The sequence below is a fragment of the Spirillospora sp. NPDC127506 genome (assembly GCF_040302145.1).
In the GTDB taxonomy this organism is placed as follows: Bacteria; Actinomycetota; Actinomycetes; order Streptosporangiales; family Streptosporangiaceae; genus Spirillospora.
On record NZ_JBEORG010000007.1, the window covers coordinates 198612 to 218437 of the forward strand.

Sequence of the window (19826 nt, forward strand, 5' to 3'; positions counted from 1 at the left end):
TTCTGCTGTGGGCGTACGAAGAACCAGGTTGGGAACGTCAACGTCGGGTTAGATGTTGTCCTAAGTACCGACCCCGAGCATGAGGAAGGTGCCGTGACTGGAGCCCTTGCCCCAACCAAGCCGCTGACCGTCGCCGACCGATGCGACCGCTGCGGCGCCCAGGCCTACGTCCGTGCAGTCCTTGTAGGCGGCGGCGACCTTCTGTTCTGCGCCCACCACGGACGCAAGTACGCAGAAGCGCTGCGCGCCAACGGGGCCGACATTCAGGACGAGACCGACCGGCTCAACGAGACCCCGGCCACCGCACGTGACGACGAGCGGTAGATCAACATAGAAATCCCCGGAACGGCGGTCACCGGACACGGTGGCCGCCGTTCGCATATCCGGCGCCCGACCGCCATCGGCTATCACTCCGGAAAGTGATGAAGCCATTACGGACCGTGGTTGCATTCGTGCGCGCCGGTGAGTCAGCTCACCAGATCGATGCACTACTCACCCCGTGGTGACATTTTTCACTCGATAGTGATAGCCGCCCGCCGGCGCAAAGCCCTCGGCCTCGTACAACGCACGCGCCGGGGCGTTCCGCTCGACGACGACCAGGTACGCGCGCTCGCATCCCTGCTCGCGTCCCCAGCCGAGGAGCGCCCGCAGGACGCGCCGTCCCAGACCGCGCCTGCGCGCCTCCGGCGCGACGGCCATGGCATAGACGCCGAGCCACTCCCCCTGGGGAACGCCGCGGCCCACGGCGACGCCGTCCAGCGACGCGTACGCCGCGGGTACCCCGGTCAGGATCTTCTCGGCCATCGGCAGTTGGTGGTCGTACCGGCCGTCGACCGACCACCACAGGTCGAGCCACTCGCCGGACGGCGCCAAGGCGATCTCCACGCCGTCACGCTCGTAGGGGCCGGTCAGGTCCGTCTCCATGGCCATCGTCGGATCGACCAGTTCGTAGCCCCTGGCTTCCAGGAGCCCATCGAGACCTTCGGGGCGCGCTTGGGCGTCCACCGAGAACACGGTCGGGAGGCCCAGTTCGGTGTAGAAGCGCTCCGCCCGCTCCAGGGCGACATCCACGTCGCCTGGGTCGTCCATGGGCAGGACGGAGTTGGCCCGCTTGGTCACCCCGCCGGCATGGCGCAGCAGCCAGCCCCCAATATCCTGGGTGGACGGCGCGGGCCATGCACCGGCGACGAGTTCGCCCAACCGCGTTCCCAGTACCCGCGTCATCTGTCACCGCTTTCGGGGGGATCGTGCACATCCTGCTGCCGCCGTCGGAGAAGAAGGCTACCGGCGGGGACGGGCCGCCCCTCGACCTGGCCTCGCTGAGCTTCCCCGAGCTGAACCCGGTGCGGAAGCGCGTCCTGTCGGCCCTGGCCAAGGCGAGCCGGCGGGCCGACGCGCCCGAGATCCTCGCCTTGCCGCCCGGCCAGGCGGACGAGGCGCTCGCCCGCAACAAGGCGCTGGCCAAGGCGCCCACGCTGCCGGTCTCCAGGCTCTACACCGGCGTCCTCTACGACAACCTCGACCTCCCGGACCTGGACGCCGAGGCCGCCGCCGCTCAGCTGATCGTCTTCTCGGGCCTGTGGGGCGCGCTGAGGCTCACCGACCGCGTCCCGCCCTACCGGCTGGCCATGTCGGTGTCGCTGCCGCCCCTCGGCCGCCTGGGCACGCTGTGGCGTCCCGCGATGCGCAAGGCGCTCCGGCCGGACGGCGACCTCGTCGTCGACATGCGCTCCGGCCCCTACGCGGCCGCGTGGAAGGCGCCCCAGCCGGCCGTCGCCGTCCGCGTGTTCCGCGAGCGGCTCGCCGGCGGCTCCCCCGAACGCGCGGTCGTCAGCCACATGGCCAAGGCCACCCGGGGCAAGATCGCGCACGACCTCCTCAAGGCGGGCGCGGCGCCGCGGACCCCCGAGGAACTCCTGAAGGCCGTGGCCGATCTCGGCCACACCGTCGAGCTCAACGGCGCCAACCTCGACGTCATCCTCCACGACTGACGCCCGGCACGGGCCGCGCGGTGAAGCGCGGAAAGGGTGAACCGGCCGCGTACGCGAACAGGGCCCCGCGTAACGCGGAGCCCTGTTCCTCGTCGTGTCGCGGGCCAGGTCAGTCCAGGTAGTCGCGGAGGACCTGGGACCGGGACGGGTGGCGCAGCTTCGACATGGTCTTGGACTCGATCTGGCGGATGCGCTCGCGGGTCACCCCGTACACCTTGCCGATCTCGTCCAGGGTCTTCGGCTGGCCGTCGGTGAGGCCGAACCGCATCGACACCACGCCGGCCTCGCGCTCGCTGAGCGTGTCCAGGACGGAGTGGAGCTGCTCCTGCAGGAGCGTGAAGCTGACCGCGTCGGCCGGGACGATGGCCTCGGAGTCTTCGATGAGGTCGCCGAACTCGCTGTCGCCGTCCTCGCCGAGCGGCGTGTGCAGGGAGATGGGCTCGCGGCCGTACTTCTGGACCTCGACGACCTTCTCCGGGGTCATGTCGAGTTCCTTGGCCAGCTCCTCCGGCGTGGGCTCGCGGCCCAGGTCCTGGAGCATCTGCCGCTGCACGCGGGCCAGCTTGTTGATGACCTCGACCATGTGCACCGGGATGCGGATGGTGCGCGCCTGGTCGGCCATCGCGCGGGTGATCGCCTGCCGGATCCACCAGGTGGCGTACGTGGAGAACTTGTAGCCCTTGGTGTAGTCGAACTTCTCGACCGCGCGGATCAGGCCGAGGTTGCCCTCCTGGATGAGGTCCAGGAACAGCATGCCGCGGCCGGTGTAGCGCTTGGCCAGCGAGACCACCAGGCGGAGGTTGGCCTCCAGGAGGTGGTTCTTGGCGCGGCGGCCGTCCTCGGCGATCCACTCGAAGTCTTCGAGGTCCTCCTGGGACATGGTGGACGCGGACGCGGCGAGGCGCTCCTCGGCGAAGAGGCCGGCCTCGATGCGCTTGGCGAGCTCCACCTCCTGCTCGGCGTTGAGCAGCGGGACCTTGCCGATCTGCTTGAGGTAGTCCTTCACCGGGTCGGCGGTGGCGCCGGCGGCGGCGATCTGCTGGGCGGGCGCGTCCTCGTCGTCGTCGCCGAGGGTGAAGCCCTCCTCCTCGGCCGGGGCGGCTCCCTCGGCGCCCGCCTTGGCGGCGGTCTTGGCGGCGGCGGGGGCGACCGGGGCGGCCTCCTCCTCGTCGGCCTCGGGCTCCTCGACCTCGACGGCCGCGTCGACCTCCAGCTCGACGTCGAGGTCGGCCAGGTCGGCGTCGAGGTCGACGTCGACCTCGTCGTCGACCTCCGGCTCGTCGCCCTTCTTGGCCGGGGCGGCCTTCGCGGGCGCGGCCTTGGCCGGCGCCCCCTTGGCGGCGGCGGCCTTCTTGGCGGGCGCCGCCTTCTTCGACTTGGCGCCCTTCGCGCCCTTGGCCGGCGCGGCCTTGCGGGCGGCGGGCCTGGCGGCGGCCGGGCGCGGCTCGGCGGCGGCCTCCTCCGGCGCGTCGTCGCCGACGACGGCGGTCACCGTGTCGGGTTGCTCCTTGGCGGCGGCCGCGGTCTTCGGCCTGCGCGCCGCCGGCGTCGCGCGCTTGCGCGGACGCTTGGGCGCCGCGGAGTCGGCAGCGCTCACCATGACGGTCACACCCTCCTTGCTGAGGCTCCGCAGAATGCTGGAGGCCTTCGACACGGGGATGTCGGCCTCCTCGAACGTACGGCGTACGTCGTCGGCTTCGAGGTAACCCTGGGACCGTCCACGCTCGATCAGCTGCGCGATGACGTGATCGTGCAGATCCGACGCTTTCGAGGTCGAGCTAGCAGGCGACACAAATACCTCTCGAACGAACGTGTGGCTTGGTTGACCCAAGTGCCCTGACGGGCCCGGCCTCACACTGGGTGGGACCACACACGGAGCGGACCACCGGTGCGGGACGGCAGCGTACCCGCTCTGTCTGGGTCAAGCATTCTGGCACTGCTGCGCATTCCGCCCTGAAGTCCTACCCGGTAACTCTCCACCTTAGAGGGCGCGGGACGGTCCTTCGAACGTGCTGCTCCGTCTCCACGCGTCTCAGGCGGGGCTTCACGCGGGCTCGGGCGGGACGTGCAGGGCGAGCACGGTCACATCGTCCACCTGCTCGTATCCGGCAAGCATCCGATCGACCAGGAAGTCGACGAGTCTCTCGGGATCTCCTACCACTTCAGGTGGGGCGTCCTCGGCTACGGCGACAAGCTCCTCCAGCCCGGCGTCCACCCCACGCCTACGGTTCTCCACAAGTCCATCGGAATAGAAGACCACAGTGTTGCCGGTTTCGATGGAAAAACTTGTCTGCTGCCTCTGGCTGGGCCAGCCGAGCGGTGTTCCCGGCTCCCGCGTGCTGACGCGCGCGGGCGTGTCGGGCGAGATCAGCAGGGGCGGCGGGTGCCCCGCGTTGCTGAACTCCCCGTGCCCGGTCTCGGGGTCGATGACCGCGTACGCGACCGTGGTGAACTGCTCCTCGTCCTCGGTGGCGCTGAACAGCCGGTCGAGGCCGGCCAGGACCGCGGCGGGGCGCGGGTCGTTCAGCGCGAGCGCGCGCAGGGCGTTGCGGACGCGGCCCATTCCGGCCGCGGCGAGCACGCCCTTGCCCATCACGTCGCCGACGGCGACGGCGAGCCGGTCGTCCGGGAGGCGGAACACGTCGTACCAGTCCCCGCCGACCTGGACGTGCCGGGTGGCGGGGTTGTAGCGGGCGGCCAGCACCATGCCCGGCAGCTGCGGTAGGTCGCTGGGCAGGAGGCTGCGCTGGAGCTCCTCGGCGGTGCGGTGCTCGCGCTCGAACAGCAGCGCCCGCTCGACGGCCAGCGCGCACTGCCCGGCCAGCGCCTCCAGGAAGACCCGCTCCTCCTCGGTGATCTCCCTGGGCCGGGTGAACGAGAAGCGCAGCGCGCCGATCGGGGCGCCGGCCGCGAGCAGCGGCAGGCCCACCCAGGCCCGCTCCTCGGTGTGCTGGGCGAACAGGTCGCGCTCGCCGTGGCCGAGCTGCAGGCGCAGGCTGTCGGGATGCTCGGCCAGGAACGGCCGGCTCTCGCGCACCGCCACCGACATCACGGTCTGGTCGCTGACCTTGATGTCGTCGCGGGAGGCGGGGCTGGTCTCGCCCTCCGCCTGGGACGGCGCCACGATGCTGAGGCGCAGCTTGTCGTCGTCCAGCAGCGCCACGGCCGAGTAGTCGGCGCCGATGGCGGACCGCCCGACCTCGGTGATGACCTGGACGACCTGGGACACGGTCAGCGCCTCGGCGAGCATCGACGTGGCCTGCTGGAGGCGGGCGGTGCGCAGCGCCGCCGCGGACAGCTGCTCGGTCAGCCGGCCGCGCATCTCCTCGGCCTCGCGCTGGCCGGTGACGTCGGTGTTGGCGCCGACCCACTCGATCACCGTGTCGCCCTGCCAGATCGGCACGGCCCGGACGTCGAAGTGCCGGTAGGTGCCGCTCTTGGTGCGGATGCGGTAGTTGGTCTCGAAGACCCGGTTCTCCGCGACGCACTCGCGCCAGGCGGCCTCGATGCGCGGCCGGTCCTCGGGGTGCACCACCGACAGCCAGCCGCCGACCGCGTAGTCGTCGGGCGTCTGCCCGGTGATCGCGCGCCACTCGGGCGCGTCGTCGATCACGCCGCCGGCCGGCGCGGCGACCCACACCACCTGGGCGCTGGCCTCCACGAGCGAGCGGTAGCGCTGCTCCTTGCGGCGGATGACCTCCTCGGCGCGGCGGCGCTCGGTCACGTCCAGGGCGGTCAGGACGACGCCGAGGTGCTCGCCGTCGCCGTTCCTGGCGGGCAGCCAGGTGCAGGACAGGATGCGCTCCTCGACGGCCGTGGCGACGCCCGCGGCGTCCTCGGACGCCCCGCCGGGATCCGCGGCCGGGACGACGAGATCGGGGTCGCTGACCGGGCGGTCCTCGTCGATCACCGTCCGCAGCGCCGTCTCGAACGCCGCCGCGAGCGGCTCGGGCAGCGCCTCGGACGGCCTGCGCTGCTGCAGGTCGCGCACGGGCACGCCCAGCAGCGCGGCGAGCGCGTCGTTGGCCCGGCGGCAGCGCAGCTCGCGGTCGAAGAACGCGAGGCCGCCGGGGGCCTCCTTCAGCAAGGTCGCGTACAGTGCGGCGTCGGACGCATCCATGGGCTGCCCCTCCACCCCTGAGACGCGGGGATGCGGGACGGACGTCTCGGTGCTCATGGACAACACCTCCGCCCCAGAGGGTCCCGTACCGCGCGGCAAGTCTTCATCACTATGAGTGAATGGGAGCAGGCTAGCGCTCCCGCCTCCATCACAACACCGGTCGGAGTCAGGTATTCATCATCCCGATGGTTCGCCGTGTACGGAACCCCTGCTGAACATCCTTGTCCCTTCGGTCCCGGACGAACGCGTCGGATTCGGACGCCATCGCAGGGGGACGCCGAGGCGGCCCGCCCGGACGGCGAAAAGGAGATGTTACGGCCCTCGGGCGTCACGGCGCGTCAACTTCCGCCCCCGGGTGTGTCTCCGCCCGCCGTCCACCCGGCGGCCCTCCGGCCCGCGGCCTGCTACTTGGCGGCCTTGGCCGCGGCCTTCTGCTCCTGCTTGAAGGCCCTCACCTTGGCCAGCGACTCAGGGCCGGTGATGTCGGCGACGGAACGGTACGAGCCTTCCTCTCCGTAGACTCCGGCCGCTTCGCGCCACCCCTCCGGCCGGACGCCGTACTGCTTGCCCAGCAGCGCCAGGAAGATCTGCGCCTTCTGCTTCCCGAAGCCGGGGAGGCCGTTGAGGCGCTTGAACAGCTCCTTGCCGCTGTCGACGCCCTTCCACACCTTCTCGGCGTCCCCGTCGTAGTTCTCCACGAGGTACCGGCACAGCTGCTGGACGCGCTTGGCCATCGACCCGGGGTAGCGGTGGACGGCGGGCTTCTCCGACAGCAGCGCCGCGAACCGGTCCGGGTCGCACGCGGCGATCTCGTGCGCGTCCAGGTCGTCGGCGCCGAGCCGCTGCGCGATGGTGTAGGGGCCGGAGAAGGCCCATTCCATCGGGATCTGCTGGTCGAGCAGCATGCCCACCAGGGCGGCCAGCGGGCTGCGTCCGAGCAGCTCGTCGGCTTCCGGGCGCTGTGCGAGGTGAACCTTCGTGGCCATGCGGCCAGCTTAGGGCGGGGCCGAGATCTGTCAGAAGTCTTACGTGTCCCGCCGGACCCTGGCGCGGGGCGGCCCGCGGTGCTCGAATGAAGACGTGAACGAGGAGGAGCGAACGAAGGGCGCTCCCGTGGGGCGGCGGGTGGTGCTCGGGATGCTCGGCCTCGGCGTCGCGGGGGTCGCCGTCGGAGCGTCCGTCCAGGACAAGGTGAGCCGGACCCTGGCGCCGGTAGGACCGATCGGGGACGTCCTACCTGCGGCCGGCGGGTTCCGCTACTACTCCGTGACCGGCAGTGTGAAGCGGCACAGCGCGGCGACCCACCGCGTGACCGTCGGCGGCCTCGTCGAGCGGCCGCAGGCGTTCCGGCTGGCCGATCTGGCGCGGCTGCCCCAGACCGTCCTGGACCGCGACTTCCAGTGCGTGACCGGCTGGCGCGTCCCGGACGTGCACTGGGTCGGGGTGGCCCTGCCCGACCTGCTGGACGCGGTCGGCGTGTCGCCGCAGGCCCGCGCCGTGCGGTTCACGTCGTTCGACGGCGTCTACACCGAGTCGCTGACGCTGGAGCAGGCGCGCCGCAGGGACGTCCTGGTGGCCACCCAGATGGACGGGAAACCGGTCTCGCACGACCACGGCGGGCCGACACGGCTCTACGTGGCGCCCATGTACGGCTACAAGTCGCTGAAGTGGCTCGGCGGAATCGAGCTCACCGACAAGGAGGAGCCCGGCTACTGGGAGAACCTCGGGTACGACGTGGACGCCTGGGTGGGGCGGTCGAACGGGCGCAACGATGCCCCCACATGACACGCCCTCACACGACACACCCCCACATGACACGCGGCGGCGCGGCGCTCACGGACCGGGGGCACCGCGCCTGCTGGTGCGCTTCACGCGCGCTGAGCGGTCCATCCATCACGCGACCGCACTGCTGATGCTCGCCTGCCTGCTGACCGCCGCGCTGCTCTACCTCCCGATGCTGTCGACGCTGGTGGGCCACAGGGAGACGGTCAAGACCGTCCACGTGTGGTGCGGGTTCGCGTTGCCGGCGCCGATCGTGCTGGGCCTGCTGTCCCGTGCGTTCAGGGCCGACCTCTCGCGGCTCAACCGGTTCCACCCGCACGACTGGGAATGGCTCAAACGCAGCGACCGGAGGGCCGTCCGGGGCGGGCGCGGGATCCTGCCGGTGGGCAAGTTCAACGCCGGGCAGAAGCTCAACGCGGCGTTCACGGCGGGCGCCATCCTGGTCATGCTCGGCACCGGCGAGATCATGACGTTCCCGGACCCGTGGGGCGACCGGTGGCGGACGGGCGCCACGTTCGTCCACGACTGGCTCTTCCTCCTCATCGCCGTGGTGGCGGCCGGACACCTGTGGGAGGCGCTGCGGGACCGCGACGCGCTCGGCGGGATGCTCACGGGACGGGTCGACCGAGGCTGGGCGGCGCGTCACCACGCCGCCTGGGCCGACGCCGAACCGGCGGAAGATCGGCCGGAGGAGCGTCCGGGGGAGGCCGGTCCGGAATTTGCCAAACGACGACCCGGCACGTCTTGACTCTCCCGGCAGAAACGCTGGAATGGGACATCGAGGCGGGGATTGCACGGAAGCTCCCGCCAGGGGAGGTCCGTGCCCTGCTCCGCCTCGGCCGGCGGCGTCCCCGCCCGCCGGAACCCCGTGCGCGGAGGTGTGCGCGATATGCCTGCACTGGCCGATCACCGAAGCGAGACGCGCGAGGCACTCGAACGACGGCTCTGCGCGGAGTTCGCTTCCTTCCCCTCGGGCGCGGTCCGGCAGTGCGTGGCCGACGTCCAGGCGTGCATGGCCCATCTCGGGCTGGAGGCGACGCCCGCGAGGGTCGAGCGGATGGCGCGCGAGCATCTGACCGGAGTCCTCAAATCGGAGCCGCCGTCCGGGCGGGCCTCCGGCGGAGGGGTGGACGGCTGAGCGATCGGCCGATAGAGGGCGCCGCACCCGGCCGTGTCCCGGTTCGGCCGTGTCCGGGACATCGTCCGCGCGGGATCTGAGAGGCTAGAAGGGTGAGTCCCCGCAGCCGCAGCCGCTCCTCCGGGGACCCTGCCCGGGACGGATCCTCCCCCCCGGCCGAGGTCTCGGCGATTTTCGACGGCATGCTCCAGCACGCCCGCGAACTCCTCGCCGTGCGCAGCCCCCTGGACGCGGAACTGATCGTCAGCGAGATCCTCGGCTCCTGGTGGGGCCGGCGGGTGCCGGGCGGCGACGTCGAGGAGGTCATCGGCGAGGCCCTGGTCGACTACGCCGCGGACGCCGGGACGCCCGCCGCCCTCGCGCTGCTCACCGGGATGGCCTACATGGGCACGCCCCGGCAGGCGGCCAAGGCCGAGCGCGCCGCGCTCGAGCTCATGGCCGGCGGCGTCGCCCGGCCGGGCTGGGCCGACCGGGTGGGGATGGTCGAGCCGGAGGGCTGCTTCGTCTCCAGGGACGTCTTCGGCGACCAGGACTCGATCGTCTGCACTTACACCTACGGCGGCGCCGAGCGGCACGCGCTGGTCATCGTGGTCGACCGCACCAAGGCCGGGGCCGTCCGGCCGGCCGCCGACCCGTCCGGCCCGGACGCGCCCGAGGGCCCTCCGCCGGCGAGCGGGATGGTCAGGGACGCGTGGGTCTCCTCCCGGGTCGACAGGCTCCTCGACCAGTGCCGCCGGGAGGGCCGCGAGAACCCCCTGATGCGGTTCGAGGAACTCGACCCGCGCGACACCGGGGCGCTCCTGCGCAGCGCCCTCGATCTCACCGACGAGCTCGACGACCCGCCGGTGCACGAGAACTTCGGCTCATACCACGCGTTCGTCCGCGCGCGCGTGGACATCCTCCCCCCGGGCGGGAAGACGCCGCAGCCGCCGGTGTACGGGCGCGACAGGCGGGCGACGATCGCGGCCCGCTTCCTCGCCTCCGACGAGGCGGAGGGCCTCTCCGACCGCTCCGCGGCGAGCCGGTGCGTGGACCGGATCATCGACTACGGCTGCACGCACGACTTCGGCCGCCCGCTGCGGGTGTCCCCGGTCAAGTGCGAGATGTTCCTCCTCGACTGGCTGCCGAGGAAGGTCCTGCTCTCCCCGACGGAACAGGAGGCCGTCCCGCACATGCTGGCCGCGTGGGTCCGGTGGGCGGGCGCGCGCACCGGCCTCCCGGAGGAGGGCATCAGGGCGACGCTGGACGCCCTGTGGGACGCGACGGCGAAGTTCGCCGACGCCTACCGCGACCCGGCCGCCTTCGGCCTCGACCGCGACCTGGTCGGCCGGCTGCTGCCCGACGGCGACCTGGAGGCGCTCCCCCGGCGGGCGTTCGCGCTGCCCTTCCTGTCGGGCACCCACCGGCGGTCGGGGCGGCACGGGTTCGTCAACCTGTCGAAGCTCGATCCGTCCGATCCCGGCGACCGCCGCGTGATCCTGGAGTTCGAGCACCCGGGCGCCGACGAGGCGCATCTCGACGCGCACGAACGCCTGGCGGAGATGCTGTGGGACGGCCGGCCCCCGCAGCTGTGGACGACCGCCCAGGCGCTGCTCGACGTGGGCTACGAACGCCACCAGATCCTGCACAAACTCATCGACGTCCTGGACCGCTCGGAGGGCGACCCGGAGGCCCTCCGCGAAGCCCTGAGTGTGCTTCGTCACGAACCCCCGCCCGAGTGAACTCCCGGTTTGCGCGCGGCGTCCCCTGCGACAATCATCGGGATCCGGGCATGGTCTCGCTGGGTCCCGGGGCCCGGGGCCGGCCCCCGGTCGTAGGGAGTGATCTTGTTGGAGTGGTCCGAGTTCGCCCGGCGGCTGGGACGTGAGCTGGCGGGGCTCGAGCGCGACACGATCCTCATCGTGCGCGAGCGCGAGGAGAGCCGTCACTACGTCCAGGCCATGCGCGAGCCCGACCGGCTCTACGCCGAGGCCGTGAGCAACAACTTCCTCGACGGGCCGCTGCTGCTCACGGTGGCGGACGAGGAGGTCATGAGCGACGCGGGCTGGCGCCCGCCCGCCGACCCCGCGCCGCGCAACTGGTGGACGGAGCTGCCCGGGGCGGGCACCCCCGGCGGGATGCTGAGCGTGACGGACGGCGACTACTCGCGGCTGGCCGACGTGATGGTCACGGCCCTGCGGGACGTCCAGGGCGTCCGGCGCCCGTCCGACCTCGTGTACGAGTCGTTCCACCGGCACGGGACCGGCCTCATCGAGCTCCCCGACTTCGGCATCGACGTCGCCGACCCGTCCCGCGTGACCAGGCGGCGGGCGACGGCGGGCGGCGCCCTCCCGGGCGCGCCGGACCCGCTGGCGGCGGACCCGCTGGCGGCGGACCCGCTGGCGGCGGGCACTCCCCCGGCGGGGACCCCGATGCCGCTGCCGACGGACGGCGTGCCGGGCGCGGACGCCGAGCTCCTCGAACCCCGGCTGGCGGAGGCCAAGGCGAACGGCGACAACACCACCTACTTCCGGCTGCTGGCGGGCGCCGACCTGGTGCTCCCGGCGACCGCCTCCGCCGTCGAGGACCCCGACCGCGCCGAGTTCCCCACCATCGCTATCGGCGGCGACACCTACGTCACGGTGTTCACCTCGCCGGGCGCGCTGGCGCGCACGGGCGACCGGCATCCCGGCCTGTACCGGCGCACGTCCTTCGCCCGGCTGGCGTCCGGTTGGCCCGACCCCGCGTGGCGGGTGGCGATCAACTGGGGGCTGCCCAGCGAGGTGCTGCTCGACTCGTCCGTCCTCGGGCGGCTGACCGGCGTCCAGGACGCGCCGCCCGCCGCCGCGCTCGACGCCCCCAACCCGTACGGGACGGTCGACCCCCACGCGCTCTCAGGGCCGAACCCGGTCGCCGGGGGGCCGACCTCCGGCCTGAACGGTTCCGTCCCGGGCGCCGACGCGCCCGGCGACGATTCGCACACGGCGATCGACCCGTACACGGCGGCCGACCTGAAGGCGGCCCTGGAGCGCGGCGGCCCCGAGCCGGAGGCGCGCGAACCGGCGCCGGCCGCGGCACCGCCCCTGGGCGCCCCGCCGGACAAGCCGCCGCGCGGAGCGCCCGACCGGGCACCGGACGGCCCGCCGCCGGACGGACCGCAGGACGGCCCGCCGCCGGACCGGGCACCGGACCGGGCACCGGACCGGGCACCGGACGGGGGCGCGCCGGAGGGGGCGCCCGCGCCGCGGCCGAGGCCCGCCGGTGTCCCGATGAGGCCGCCGCACGGCACCCGCCTCTGGCGGTCGGCCGGCGACGGCGACGAGACGCCGCTCGCGGTGTACGACGCCATCGGCGGGGTCTGGACCCAGGTGCGGACCGACGCCGTCCCGGCTCCCCGGACCGACTGACGCGGCGTTCGGCTACTGTCTAGTACAGGACGGACGTGGAAGTGGACCCGAGTGGACTGGAACGACTTCGCCAAACGGCTGACGCTGGAGCTGTCCCGGCTTCCGGTCACGTCGTTCCTCATCGTGCAGGGGCCGAGCGGGCTGCCGTACGCCCAGGCCATGAGGTCGGAGGGCGTGCTGGACGCCGAGGCCGTCGGCAGCGCGTTCCTGCCCCGCCCGCTGGCGCCCCGGCAGGAGCGGCGGCTCCGCGCGCTCGGCTGGGAGCCGCCGGACGAGGAGGAGCGCAAGAACTGGTGGGACCGGTTCACCTGGCGTGACCGCGGCGGCCGCGCCTCCGCCGAGCACCTGGAGGCGTGCGCGATGCTCGCCGGGCAGATGGTCGGCGCCTTCCGCGACGTGTACGGGATCGAGTCGCCGCTCGAACTGGTCTACCAGGCGAGCAAGGCGGGCCCGGACGGCGGGCCGCTGGCGCTGCCCGGCCTCGGCATCCCGCTGGCCGTCCCCGAGGACGAGCGCCGCTCCGCCGCGTCCTCCGCGCGCGCCTCCCGGCCCTCCGGCTCCGCCCTGGAGACCGCCCTCACCGACGCCCGGGAGCGCGGCGACCAGCAGGGCTACCTGGAGCTCCTGGCGCGCGCGGTCCTGTACCTGCCCTCGCCGGGAGAGCCCGGGGAGGCGGGGCACCAGTTCGCCACTGCGCAGTTCGGGGACGGCACGTTCGTCCTGGCGTTCACCTCGCCGGAGGCGATGGACCGCTCCCTGCAGGGCCAGGCCGTCCACCACCGCGAGGCGACGCTGGCGGAGCTGGCCCGGCGCTGGCCGCATCCCGAGTGGCAGCTCGCGGTCAACCCGGGGCTGCCCAGCGCCTCGTACCTGGACGCCAAGGCGCTCCTGGAGCCGGAGGAGCCGCGCAAGCCCGTGCCTCCGGTGCCGACGGACGTCCACGTGGCGGGCCCGTCGTCCCGCCGCCCGTCCCGCACGCGGACCCGCGGCGTCAAGCCGCCCCGCAGCGGCTCCGGCGCCCGCCGGCAGGCGCCCAGGCCGGTGCAGAGCCCCGAATCGGCGCGGAGCCGACCGGAGCCGTCGCCGGCCGCTTCCGCGCCGCCACAGGCGCCCACAGACCCGCGCGACGACTCCGGCGCGCTGCGTCCGCCCGACCGCCGGCCGCAGCCCCCGGCCCCCGCCGAGCGGCCGGCCGAGCGACCGGCCGAGCGACCGGCCGAGCGCGCCCCCGAGCGACCGGCCGAACCGGCCCGGCCGCCCGCGCCCCAGTCTCCCGCGGCGCCGGCCGCGCATCCGGCGGTGCCCGCCCCGCGGCCGCAGGCGCCCGCCGCGCGGCGCCCCGCCGAGCAGCCCGTCGCGGCCACCCGGCCGCAGACCGCCGTGCCGCCGCGCCCGGCGCCCGCCCCGCGGCGCCCCCCGGCTCCCGCGCCGCGCAGGCCCGAGACCCCGGCGTCCCGGGAGACGCCGAGCGACCCGCACGGCCTGCCCGTCGCGCCGCTCTACGGCCAGGGCGGCAGGGACCAGGGCGGCAGGGACCGGGGCGGCCGGCGGCCGGGCGACGGGGAGCGGGGCGGCGGCGAGAGCGTCCCCGCCGCCGCGCAGCCGGGCGACCTCGGGTCGGCGGACGCCGCCCGCGACGGCGCGTCCGAGGTCGTGATGATGCAGAAGGTGGTGCGGCCCGAGCACGTCCAGCACTACCTGGAGGGCGGGTACGACCTGGTCGCCGGTTACGTGCACCGCCTGCAGGACGTCCGGGAGATCAGGTCCCCCTCGGCGATGATCCGGGCGCTCGGGCTCGTGTACGAGGGGTCGCCCTTCTCGCACGCGGACGAGCAGCTCTTCCTGATCCGCTGGCCGGCGGTGAAGCCGGCGCTGTTCCGCCGCCCGCTGGGCGGGATCGACGAGTGGAGCATGGGGATCATCCCGGGCGGCTGGGTGATCGAGCGGGCGCCGTTCCCCGGGTCGGGGTACGCGCCGGGCGACGGCCCCGCCATCCCGGAGTTCAAGATCGAGAGCCAGCGCCTCCCGCACGGCGCCGAGATGTACCGGCTCGACGCGCGCGGCGCGCAGACCCTCGTCGCCGGGTACGACGCCGACCTGCGCAGGTGGCTGGTGAAACTGCCGGGAGGGCGCTGATGGGCATCCGGCACGGCTTCTACGCGGACTGGCGCGGCGCCGAGTACGAGGCGAGCCCCGACGGCGACCGCGTGCGGCTGTACTCCCGGCGGCACGCCGACGGGTTCCGGCAGGTGTCGCCCGACCGCTACGTCCAGGTGGTGCCCCGGTCGGAGGTCGACGGCGTGCGGTACGTGACCACGCACTGCACCTGGCGCGGCGAGCCGTTCGTCGTGCTGGGCGAGCACGACGGCTGGCTGCGCGTGGAGTACTGCGGCGGGAAGGCACCGGTCGCGGAGCGGCTCGGGCTGGAGCTGTTCGACCGCGGCGTCTACCAGGCGTGGGCCTCCAGGCACGAGGTCGAAGACCTGCGCGAAGAGGCCGTCTGAGACGGTGAGCGGGGAGGTCCCGACCATGATGGTCATCGACGTCAACGCCGACCTCGGCGAGGGGTACGGCATCTGGCAGCTGGGCGACGACCTGGCGCTGCTCGACGTGGTCACGAGCGCGAACGTGGCGTGCGGCTTCCACGCGGGCGACCCGCTGATCATGCGGCGGGTGTGCGCGGCGGCCGTGGAGCGCGGGGTGGCCATCGGCGCGCAGGTGTCGTACCGGGACCTGGCCGGTTTCGGCCGCCGGGAGATGGACGTGGCCGCGCCCGAGCTGACCGCCGAGATCCTCTACCAGCTCGCGGCCCTGGACGGCATCGCGCGCGCGGAGGGCGGGCGCGTCGCCTACGTCAAGCCGCACGGCGCGCTCTACAACCGGGTGAGCCGCGATCCCGTCCAGGCGCAGGCGGTGGTCGAGGCGGTACGGGCCTACGACCCGTCGCTGCCGCTGCTGACCCTTCCGGGCTCCGTGGTGCACGACGTCGCCGACGGGCTGACCGTCGTCGCGGAATGCTTCGCCGACCGCGCCTACACGCCGGCCGGCGCGCTCGTGTCCCGGCGCGAGCCGGGCGCGGTCATCCAGGACCGGGAGGCCGTCATCCAGCGCGCGATCAAGATGGCCGTGGAGGGGACCGTGGTCGCGGTCGACGGCAGCGAGGTCGCGCTCAAGGCGCGGTCCATCTGCGTGCACGGCGACACGCCGGGCGCGGTGGCGCTGGCCCAGTCCGTCCGGTCGGCGCTGGCCGAGGCGGGCGTCGCGCTGGAGTCGTTCGCGTGAGAGTCCTGCGGGCCGGTGACGCGGCCCTGCTCGTGGAGACGGGCGACCTCGCCACGTCGCACCGCCTCAACGCCGCGCTGCGCGACGACCCGCTGCCGGGGGTGGTGGACGTCGTGCCGGGCGAGCACACCGTCCTGGTGATCACCGACCCGTCGGCCGACCTCGGCGGCATCGCCGCGCGCCTGCCGCGGCTGCCGCTGCCGGACGACGCGGAGGCCGGCGCGGAGCCGGTGGAGATCCCGGTCGTCTACGACGGCGCCGACCTCGACGAGGTCGCCGAGCTGACCGGGCTGTCGCGGGAGGAGGTCGTCCGGCGGCACTGCGCGGGCGCGTACACGGTCGCCTACCTCGGCTTCTCCCCCGGCTTCGGGTACCTGACGGGCCTGGACCCGGCCCTGCACGTGGCGCGCCGCGCGTCGCCCCGCACCGCCGTCCCGGCGGGGTCGGTGGCGATCGCCGGGCCGTACGCGGCCGTCTACCCGTCCGGGTCGCCGGGCGGGTGGCGGCTGCTCGGGCGCAGCCCGCTGCGGCTGTGGGACGTCGCGCGCGACCCGCCGTGCCTGCTCCGGCCGGGCACCCGCGTCCGGTTCGTCCCGGAGGAGCGGCGTTGATCGAGGTCGTGCGGCCCGGGCCGCTGGCGACCGTGCAGGACCTCGGCCGGCCGGGCCGCGCCCATCTCGGCGTCCCGCGCTCCGGCGCCGCCGACGAGCGCGCGCTGCGCCTGGCGAACCGGCTCGTCGGGAACCCCGAGGGCGCGGCGGGCGTGGAGTTCACGTTCGGCGGCGCGGCGCTGCGGTTCCGCACCCGGGCCTGGGTCGCGGTCACCGGCGCGCCGGTGTCCGTCCGCGTCGCCGGCCGCGCCCACGGGCCGAACGCGCCGTGCTTCGTGCCCTGCGGCGCCCTGGTGGAGATCGGTACGCCTCCGTCCGGCCTCCGCAGCTATCTCGCCGTGCGGGGCGGGATCGCGGTCGAGGAGGTCCTCGGGAGCCGCTCGACCGATCTTCTGTCCGGGCTGGGCCCGGCTCCGCTGGCTCCGGGCGACCGCCTCCCGATCGGAGCGTGCGAGGGCCTGGCCGACATCGTCGTCGACGTCGCTCCCGCGCCGCCCCTGCCGGAGACTCCCGTGCTGCGCGTCCTGCCGGGTCCGCGTGACGACTGGTTCACCGAGGAGGCGCTGGCGACGCTCACGTCCGCGTTCTACGAGGTGTCGCCCGACAGCAACCGCGTGGGGGTCAGGCTGGACGGGCCTCCGCTCGTCCGCGCGCGCGGCGGCGAGCTGCGCAGCGAGGGGGTGGTCACCGGGTCGATCCAGGTGCCGCCCAGCGGGCTGCCGATCATCTTCCTGGCCGACCATCCGACGACGGGCGGCTACCCCGTGATCGCCGTGCTCGGCTCGGCTGCCGTCGCCGCCGCGGCACAGCTGCGTCCGGGACAGCGGCTCCGCTTCCGCCTCTAGGACGGCGGCCGGGCCGGCGGTCAGGTCAGCGGCGCCGGGACGGACCAGTCCAGGTGGGCCACGTCGTTGAAGCCGCGGACCGACGCCAGCTCGCCGAGCCGCACCAGCAGGGAGATCGACGCGTTGTCGGGGGCGAGGAACGCGAAGGGCCGGGCGCCGGTCGCGGCGGCGAGCGCCTGCGCGATCACCCCGCCGTGGGTGAACACCGCGATGCGGCCGCCCGCGTGCGCCGCGCCGAGCCGGGCGAGGCTCTCCTCGACGCGCGCGGCGAACTCCTCGGTGCGCTCCGCGCCGGGGATGACGTCCCAGCGCTCCTCCGCCCACATCCGCTGCGCGACCGGGTCGTTGTCGGCGACCTTCTTGCGGAACAGCCCGCCCTCCCACTCCCCGAGGTGGACCTCGCGCATGCCGGCCTCGACGCGCGGCTCCAGGCCGAGGCGGGCGGCCAGCGGCGCCGCCGTCTGCGCGGTGCGGCGCAGCGGCGTCACGTAGATGGCGTCGAGCTTCTCCTCGGCGAGGCGCTCGGCGACCCGCTCGGCCTGCTCGCGCCCCTCGGGGGCGAGATCGGGGTCGGCCTGGCCGTCCACGAGCGGGAACGGCCGGTCGGCCCGGGCCGGCGCCGAGGCGCCGTGCCTGATCAGGAGGATCTCGGTCGCGCCCTCCGGCGCCTTGTACCGCGTCTGCCGGTACTCGACCGGCTCGTCCCGCTCGTCCACGGACCGCACCCTAGACGACCGATCCGGCGCCGCGCCGGACGGGTCTCGCGTTGCGGCCTGAGGGCGACAGGCCGGGCGTGCGCCCGCGGCGGCCGGTCTCCTCGTGGACGCGGGGCTACGCCAGGCGGTGGGCGAGGTCGGCGAACGCGTCGCGCACGTCGGCGGCGGTGAGGAGCGTGAGGTCGTCGGCGGTGGCGCGTTCGCCGAGCTCGGCGGCGCGCAGCGCGCGGCACGCGCACGCCTTCTCGTACATGGAGCGGGCGAAGCGGCCGTTGCCGAACTCGTCGATGCGGCCCGTCCCGCAGACGCGCTGGAAGACGAGGGCGAGGTCGTCCAGGGCGTCGTCCTCCCAGCGGTCGCCGCCCTGCTCGGCGATGAGCTGGGCGATGCGGAGCAGCTCGTCCGGCCCGTAGGAGGGGAAGTCGACGCGCACGTCGAACCGGGAGGCGAGCCCCGGGTTGGACGCGAGGAACCGGTCCATGTCGGCCTCGTAGCCGGCGAGGACGACGACGAGCCGGTCGCGGTCGTCCTCGGCGCGCTTGAGCAGCGTCTGCACCGCCTCCGCGCCGAACGCGTCGCCGCCGGAGTAGCCCTGGTTGCTCAGCGCGTACGCCTCGTCCACGAACAGGACGCCGCCGAGGGCCGAGTCGACGACCTTGTTGGTCTTCAGCGCCGTCGCCCCGAGGTGCTCGCCGACGAGGTCGGCGCGCTGCGCCTCGACCACCTCGGGGCGGGCGAGGAGCCCCGCCGCGGCGAAGATGCGGCCGAGCACGCGCGCGACGGTGGTCTTGCCCGTCCCGGGCGGCCCGGTGAACACGAAGTGGCGGGTGGGCGGGCGGGTGACCAGGCCCTGCTCCTGCCGCATCCGGGCCACCTGGAGCTGCGCGGCGATCTCCCTGACCTGCCGCTTGACCGGCTCCAGGCCGATCATCTCGTCGAGCGAGCCGAGCGCCTCGTCCAGCGTCGGGGTCTCGGCGTAGCCGCGGTACCGCTCGGTGACCTCCGCGAACGCGGCCTCCACGTCCTCGGCGCGGAGGGTGACGAGGTCGTCGGCGCTGGGCGCGCCCCGCCCGGACGCCGCGGCGGCGTCCACGACGCGGACGTCCCGCGCCCGCGCCGCCGCCTCGGTCAGGGTCCGCACGAACCGGCCGTTGCCCAGCTCGTCGACGATGCCGCGCCGCTCGACCTCCTCGAAGCGCGCGGCGAGCCGCCGCCGGGCCTCCGGGTCGAGCCGGTCCTCGCGCAGCCCGGTGTGGTAGTCGGCGATCCGCAGCAGTTCGGACGGGCGGTACGACGGGAAGTGCACGCGCGTGCCGAACCGGGAGGCGAGCCCGGGGTTGGAGTCGAGGAACTCGGCCATCTGCGCCTCGTAGCCGGCGAGGATGATGACCAGGTTGTCGCGGTCGTCCTCGGCGCGCTTGAGCAGCGTCTGGACGGCCTCGTCGCCGAAGCGGTCGGGCTGCCCCTCGGCGGAGTTGACCAGGCCGTACGCCTCGTCGATGAACAGGACGCCGCCGAGCGCGGAGTCCACGAGCCGGTTGGTCTTGAGGGCCGTCGCGCCGAGGAACTCCCCGACGAGGTCCGCGCGGTGCGCCTCGACCAGCGCCGGCTCCGGCAGCAGCCCGAACGCGTAGAAGATCTTCGCGAGGACGCGGGCGACGGTCGTCTTGCCCGTCCCCGAGGGGCCGACGAAGACGAAGTGCCGCATGGGCTTCTCGGTGGGCACGCCGGCGGCGGCGCGCATGTGCGCGGCCTCGATGGACGCGGCGATCGAGCGGACCTGCCGCTTCACCGGCTCCAGCCCGATCATGTTCTCCAGCTCGGCGAGCGCCTCGGCGACGGAGATGTCCGGCGCCGGGGCGGTGCGGCGCTCGGGCGGGGCCTACGACGTCGGGGTCGTCGCCGGTCTCCCAGACATGGCCGACCACCGCCGGGCGGTCGGGGGCTCCCGCTCG

At 74.1% G+C, this 19826-nt stretch carries 18 protein-coding genes; 12 read left to right on the forward strand and 6 right to left on the reverse strand.

The window, feature by feature from the left end; genetic code table 11:
- The first annotated feature begins 93 nt into the window (after nt 1-93).
- Nucleotides 94-324, forward strand: coding sequence for a DUF7455 domain-containing protein (locus ABTW95_RS10545; RefSeq protein WP_396447044.1), 231 nt, complete (start codon nt 94-96; stop codon nt 322-324).
- Between the two features lie 168 nt (nt 325-492).
- On the opposite strand, the gene ABTW95_RS10550 is transcribed toward ABTW95_RS10545, so the two are convergent.
- Nucleotides 493-1200, reverse strand: coding sequence for a GNAT family N-acetyltransferase (locus ABTW95_RS10550; protein ID WP_396447043.1), 708 nt, complete (start codon nt 1198-1200; stop codon nt 493-495).
- Between the two features lie 47 nt (nt 1201-1247).
- Between ABTW95_RS10550 and ABTW95_RS10555 the strand changes: the two genes are divergently transcribed.
- Entirely contained in the window at nt 1248-1991 is a 744-nt protein-coding gene (locus ABTW95_RS10555; RefSeq protein ID WP_396447042.1) for a YaaA family protein, read from the forward strand.
- A gap of 109 nt (nt 1992-2100) precedes the next feature.
- On the opposite strand, the gene ABTW95_RS10560 is transcribed toward ABTW95_RS10555, so the two are convergent.
- The 3 genes from ABTW95_RS10560 to ABTW95_RS10570 all read right to left on the reverse strand — a co-directional run bounded on the left by ABTW95_RS10560 (nt 2101) and on the right by ABTW95_RS10570 (nt 7097).
- Nucleotides 2101-3783, reverse strand: a complete 1683-nt coding sequence (locus ABTW95_RS10560; protein WP_396447041.1) for an RNA polymerase sigma factor — start codon at nt 3781-3783, stop codon at nt 2101-2103.
- Nucleotides 3784-4035: 252 nt separating this feature from the next.
- Entirely contained in the window at nt 4036-6168 is a 2133-nt protein-coding gene (locus tag ABTW95_RS10565; RefSeq protein ID WP_396447040.1) for a SpoIIE family protein phosphatase, read from the reverse strand.
- A gap of 347 nt (nt 6169-6515) precedes the next feature.
- Nucleotides 6516-7097 (reverse strand): HhH-GPD-type base excision DNA repair protein, encoded by a 582-nt coding sequence (locus ABTW95_RS10570; protein WP_396447039.1) that lies wholly within the window; start codon nt 7095-7097, stop codon nt 6516-6518.
- 94 nt (nt 7098-7191) lie between these two features.
- On the opposite strand from ABTW95_RS10570, the gene ABTW95_RS10575 reads away from it, so the two are divergent.
- The 10 genes from ABTW95_RS10575 (at nt 7192) to ABTW95_RS10620 (ending at nt 17155) form a co-directional block, all read left to right on the forward strand.
- Nucleotides 7192-7896, forward strand: a complete 705-nt coding sequence (locus ABTW95_RS10575) for a molybdopterin-dependent oxidoreductase (RefSeq protein WP_396447038.1) — start codon at nt 7192-7194, stop codon at nt 7894-7896.
- A 76-nt stretch (nt 7897-7972) separates the two neighbouring features.
- Entirely contained in the window at nt 7973-8641 is a 669-nt protein-coding gene (locus ABTW95_RS10580) for a cytochrome b/b6 domain-containing protein (protein WP_396447037.1), read from the forward strand.
- A 141-nt stretch (nt 8642-8782) separates the two neighbouring features.
- Entirely contained in the window at nt 8783-9031 is a 249-nt protein-coding gene (locus tag ABTW95_RS10585) for a hypothetical protein (RefSeq protein ID WP_396447036.1), read from the forward strand.
- A 182-nt stretch (nt 9032-9213) separates the two neighbouring features.
- Nucleotides 9214-10752, forward strand: coding sequence for a hypothetical protein (locus tag ABTW95_RS10590; protein WP_500226113.1), 1539 nt, complete (start codon nt 9214-9216; stop codon nt 10750-10752).
- Nucleotides 10753-10857: 105 nt separating this feature from the next.
- Nucleotides 10858-12417, forward strand: coding sequence for an SseB family protein (locus ABTW95_RS10595; protein WP_500226116.1), 1560 nt, complete (start codon nt 10858-10860; stop codon nt 12415-12417).
- A gap of 51 nt (nt 12418-12468) precedes the next feature.
- Nucleotides 12469-14553, forward strand: a complete 2085-nt coding sequence (locus ABTW95_RS10600; protein ID WP_500226118.1) for an SseB family protein — start codon at nt 12469-12471, stop codon at nt 14551-14553.
- Nucleotides 14553-14921, forward strand: a complete 369-nt coding sequence (locus ABTW95_RS10605; protein WP_396449911.1) for a UCP033725 family protein — start codon at nt 14553-14555, stop codon at nt 14919-14921. The genes ABTW95_RS10600 and ABTW95_RS10605 overlap by 1 nt, the downstream gene beginning before the upstream one ends.
- 28 nt (nt 14922-14949) lie before the next feature.
- Nucleotides 14950-15699, forward strand: coding sequence for a LamB/YcsF family protein (locus tag ABTW95_RS10610; RefSeq protein ID WP_396449938.1), 750 nt, complete (start codon nt 14950-14952; stop codon nt 15697-15699).
- Entirely contained in the window at nt 15696-16310 is a 615-nt protein-coding gene (gene pxpB / locus ABTW95_RS10615) for a 5-oxoprolinase subunit PxpB (protein WP_396449912.1), read from the forward strand. The genes ABTW95_RS10610 and pxpB overlap by 4 nt, the downstream gene beginning before the upstream one ends.
- Nucleotides 16307-17155, forward strand: coding sequence for a 5-oxoprolinase subunit C family protein (locus ABTW95_RS10620; protein WP_396449913.1), 849 nt, complete (start codon nt 16307-16309; stop codon nt 17153-17155). The genes pxpB and ABTW95_RS10620 overlap by 4 nt, the downstream gene beginning before the upstream one ends.
- Before the next feature lie 20 nt (nt 17156-17175).
- On the opposite strand, the gene ABTW95_RS10625 is transcribed toward ABTW95_RS10620, so the two are convergent.
- Nucleotides 17176-17871, reverse strand: coding sequence for a histidine phosphatase family protein (locus tag ABTW95_RS10625; RefSeq protein WP_396449914.1), 696 nt, complete (start codon nt 17869-17871; stop codon nt 17176-17178).
- A gap of 115 nt (nt 17872-17986) precedes the next feature.
- Nucleotides 17987-19681: an AAA family ATPase gene (locus ABTW95_RS10630; RefSeq protein ID WP_500226121.1), complete on the reverse strand. Its 1695-nt coding sequence runs from the start codon at nt 19679-19681 to the stop codon at nt 17987-17989.
- Nucleotides 19682-19826: the final 145 nt, after the last annotated feature.

Excerpts from the sequence above, each read along its gene's own strand:
- ABTW95_RS10565 (WP_396447040.1), bottom strand. The coding sequence starts at position 6,168 with ATGAGCACCGAGACGTCCGTCCCGCATCCCCGCGTCTCAGGGGTGGAG.
- ABTW95_RS10570 (WP_396447039.1), bottom strand. The coding sequence starts at position 7,097 with ATGGCCACGAAGGTTCACCTCGCACAGCGCCCGGAAGCCGACGAGCTG.
- ABTW95_RS10585 (WP_396447036.1), top strand. The coding sequence starts at position 8,783 with ATGCCTGCACTGGCCGATCACCGAAGCGAGACGCGCGAGGCACTCGAA.
- ABTW95_RS10590 (WP_500226113.1), top strand. The coding sequence starts at position 9,214 with ATGCTCCAGCACGCCCGCGAACTCCTCGCCGTGCGCAGCCCCCTGGAC.
- ABTW95_RS10605 (WP_396449911.1), top strand. The coding sequence starts at position 14,553 with ATGGGCATCCGGCACGGCTTCTACGCGGACTGGCGCGGCGCCGAGTAC.
- ABTW95_RS10610 (WP_396449938.1), top strand. The coding sequence starts at position 14,950 with ATGGTCATCGACGTCAACGCCGACCTCGGCGAGGGGTACGGCATCTGG.
- ABTW95_RS10630 (WP_500226121.1), bottom strand. The coding sequence starts at position 19,681 with ATGATCGGGCTGGAGCCGGTGAAGCGGCAGGTCCGCTCGATCGCCGCG.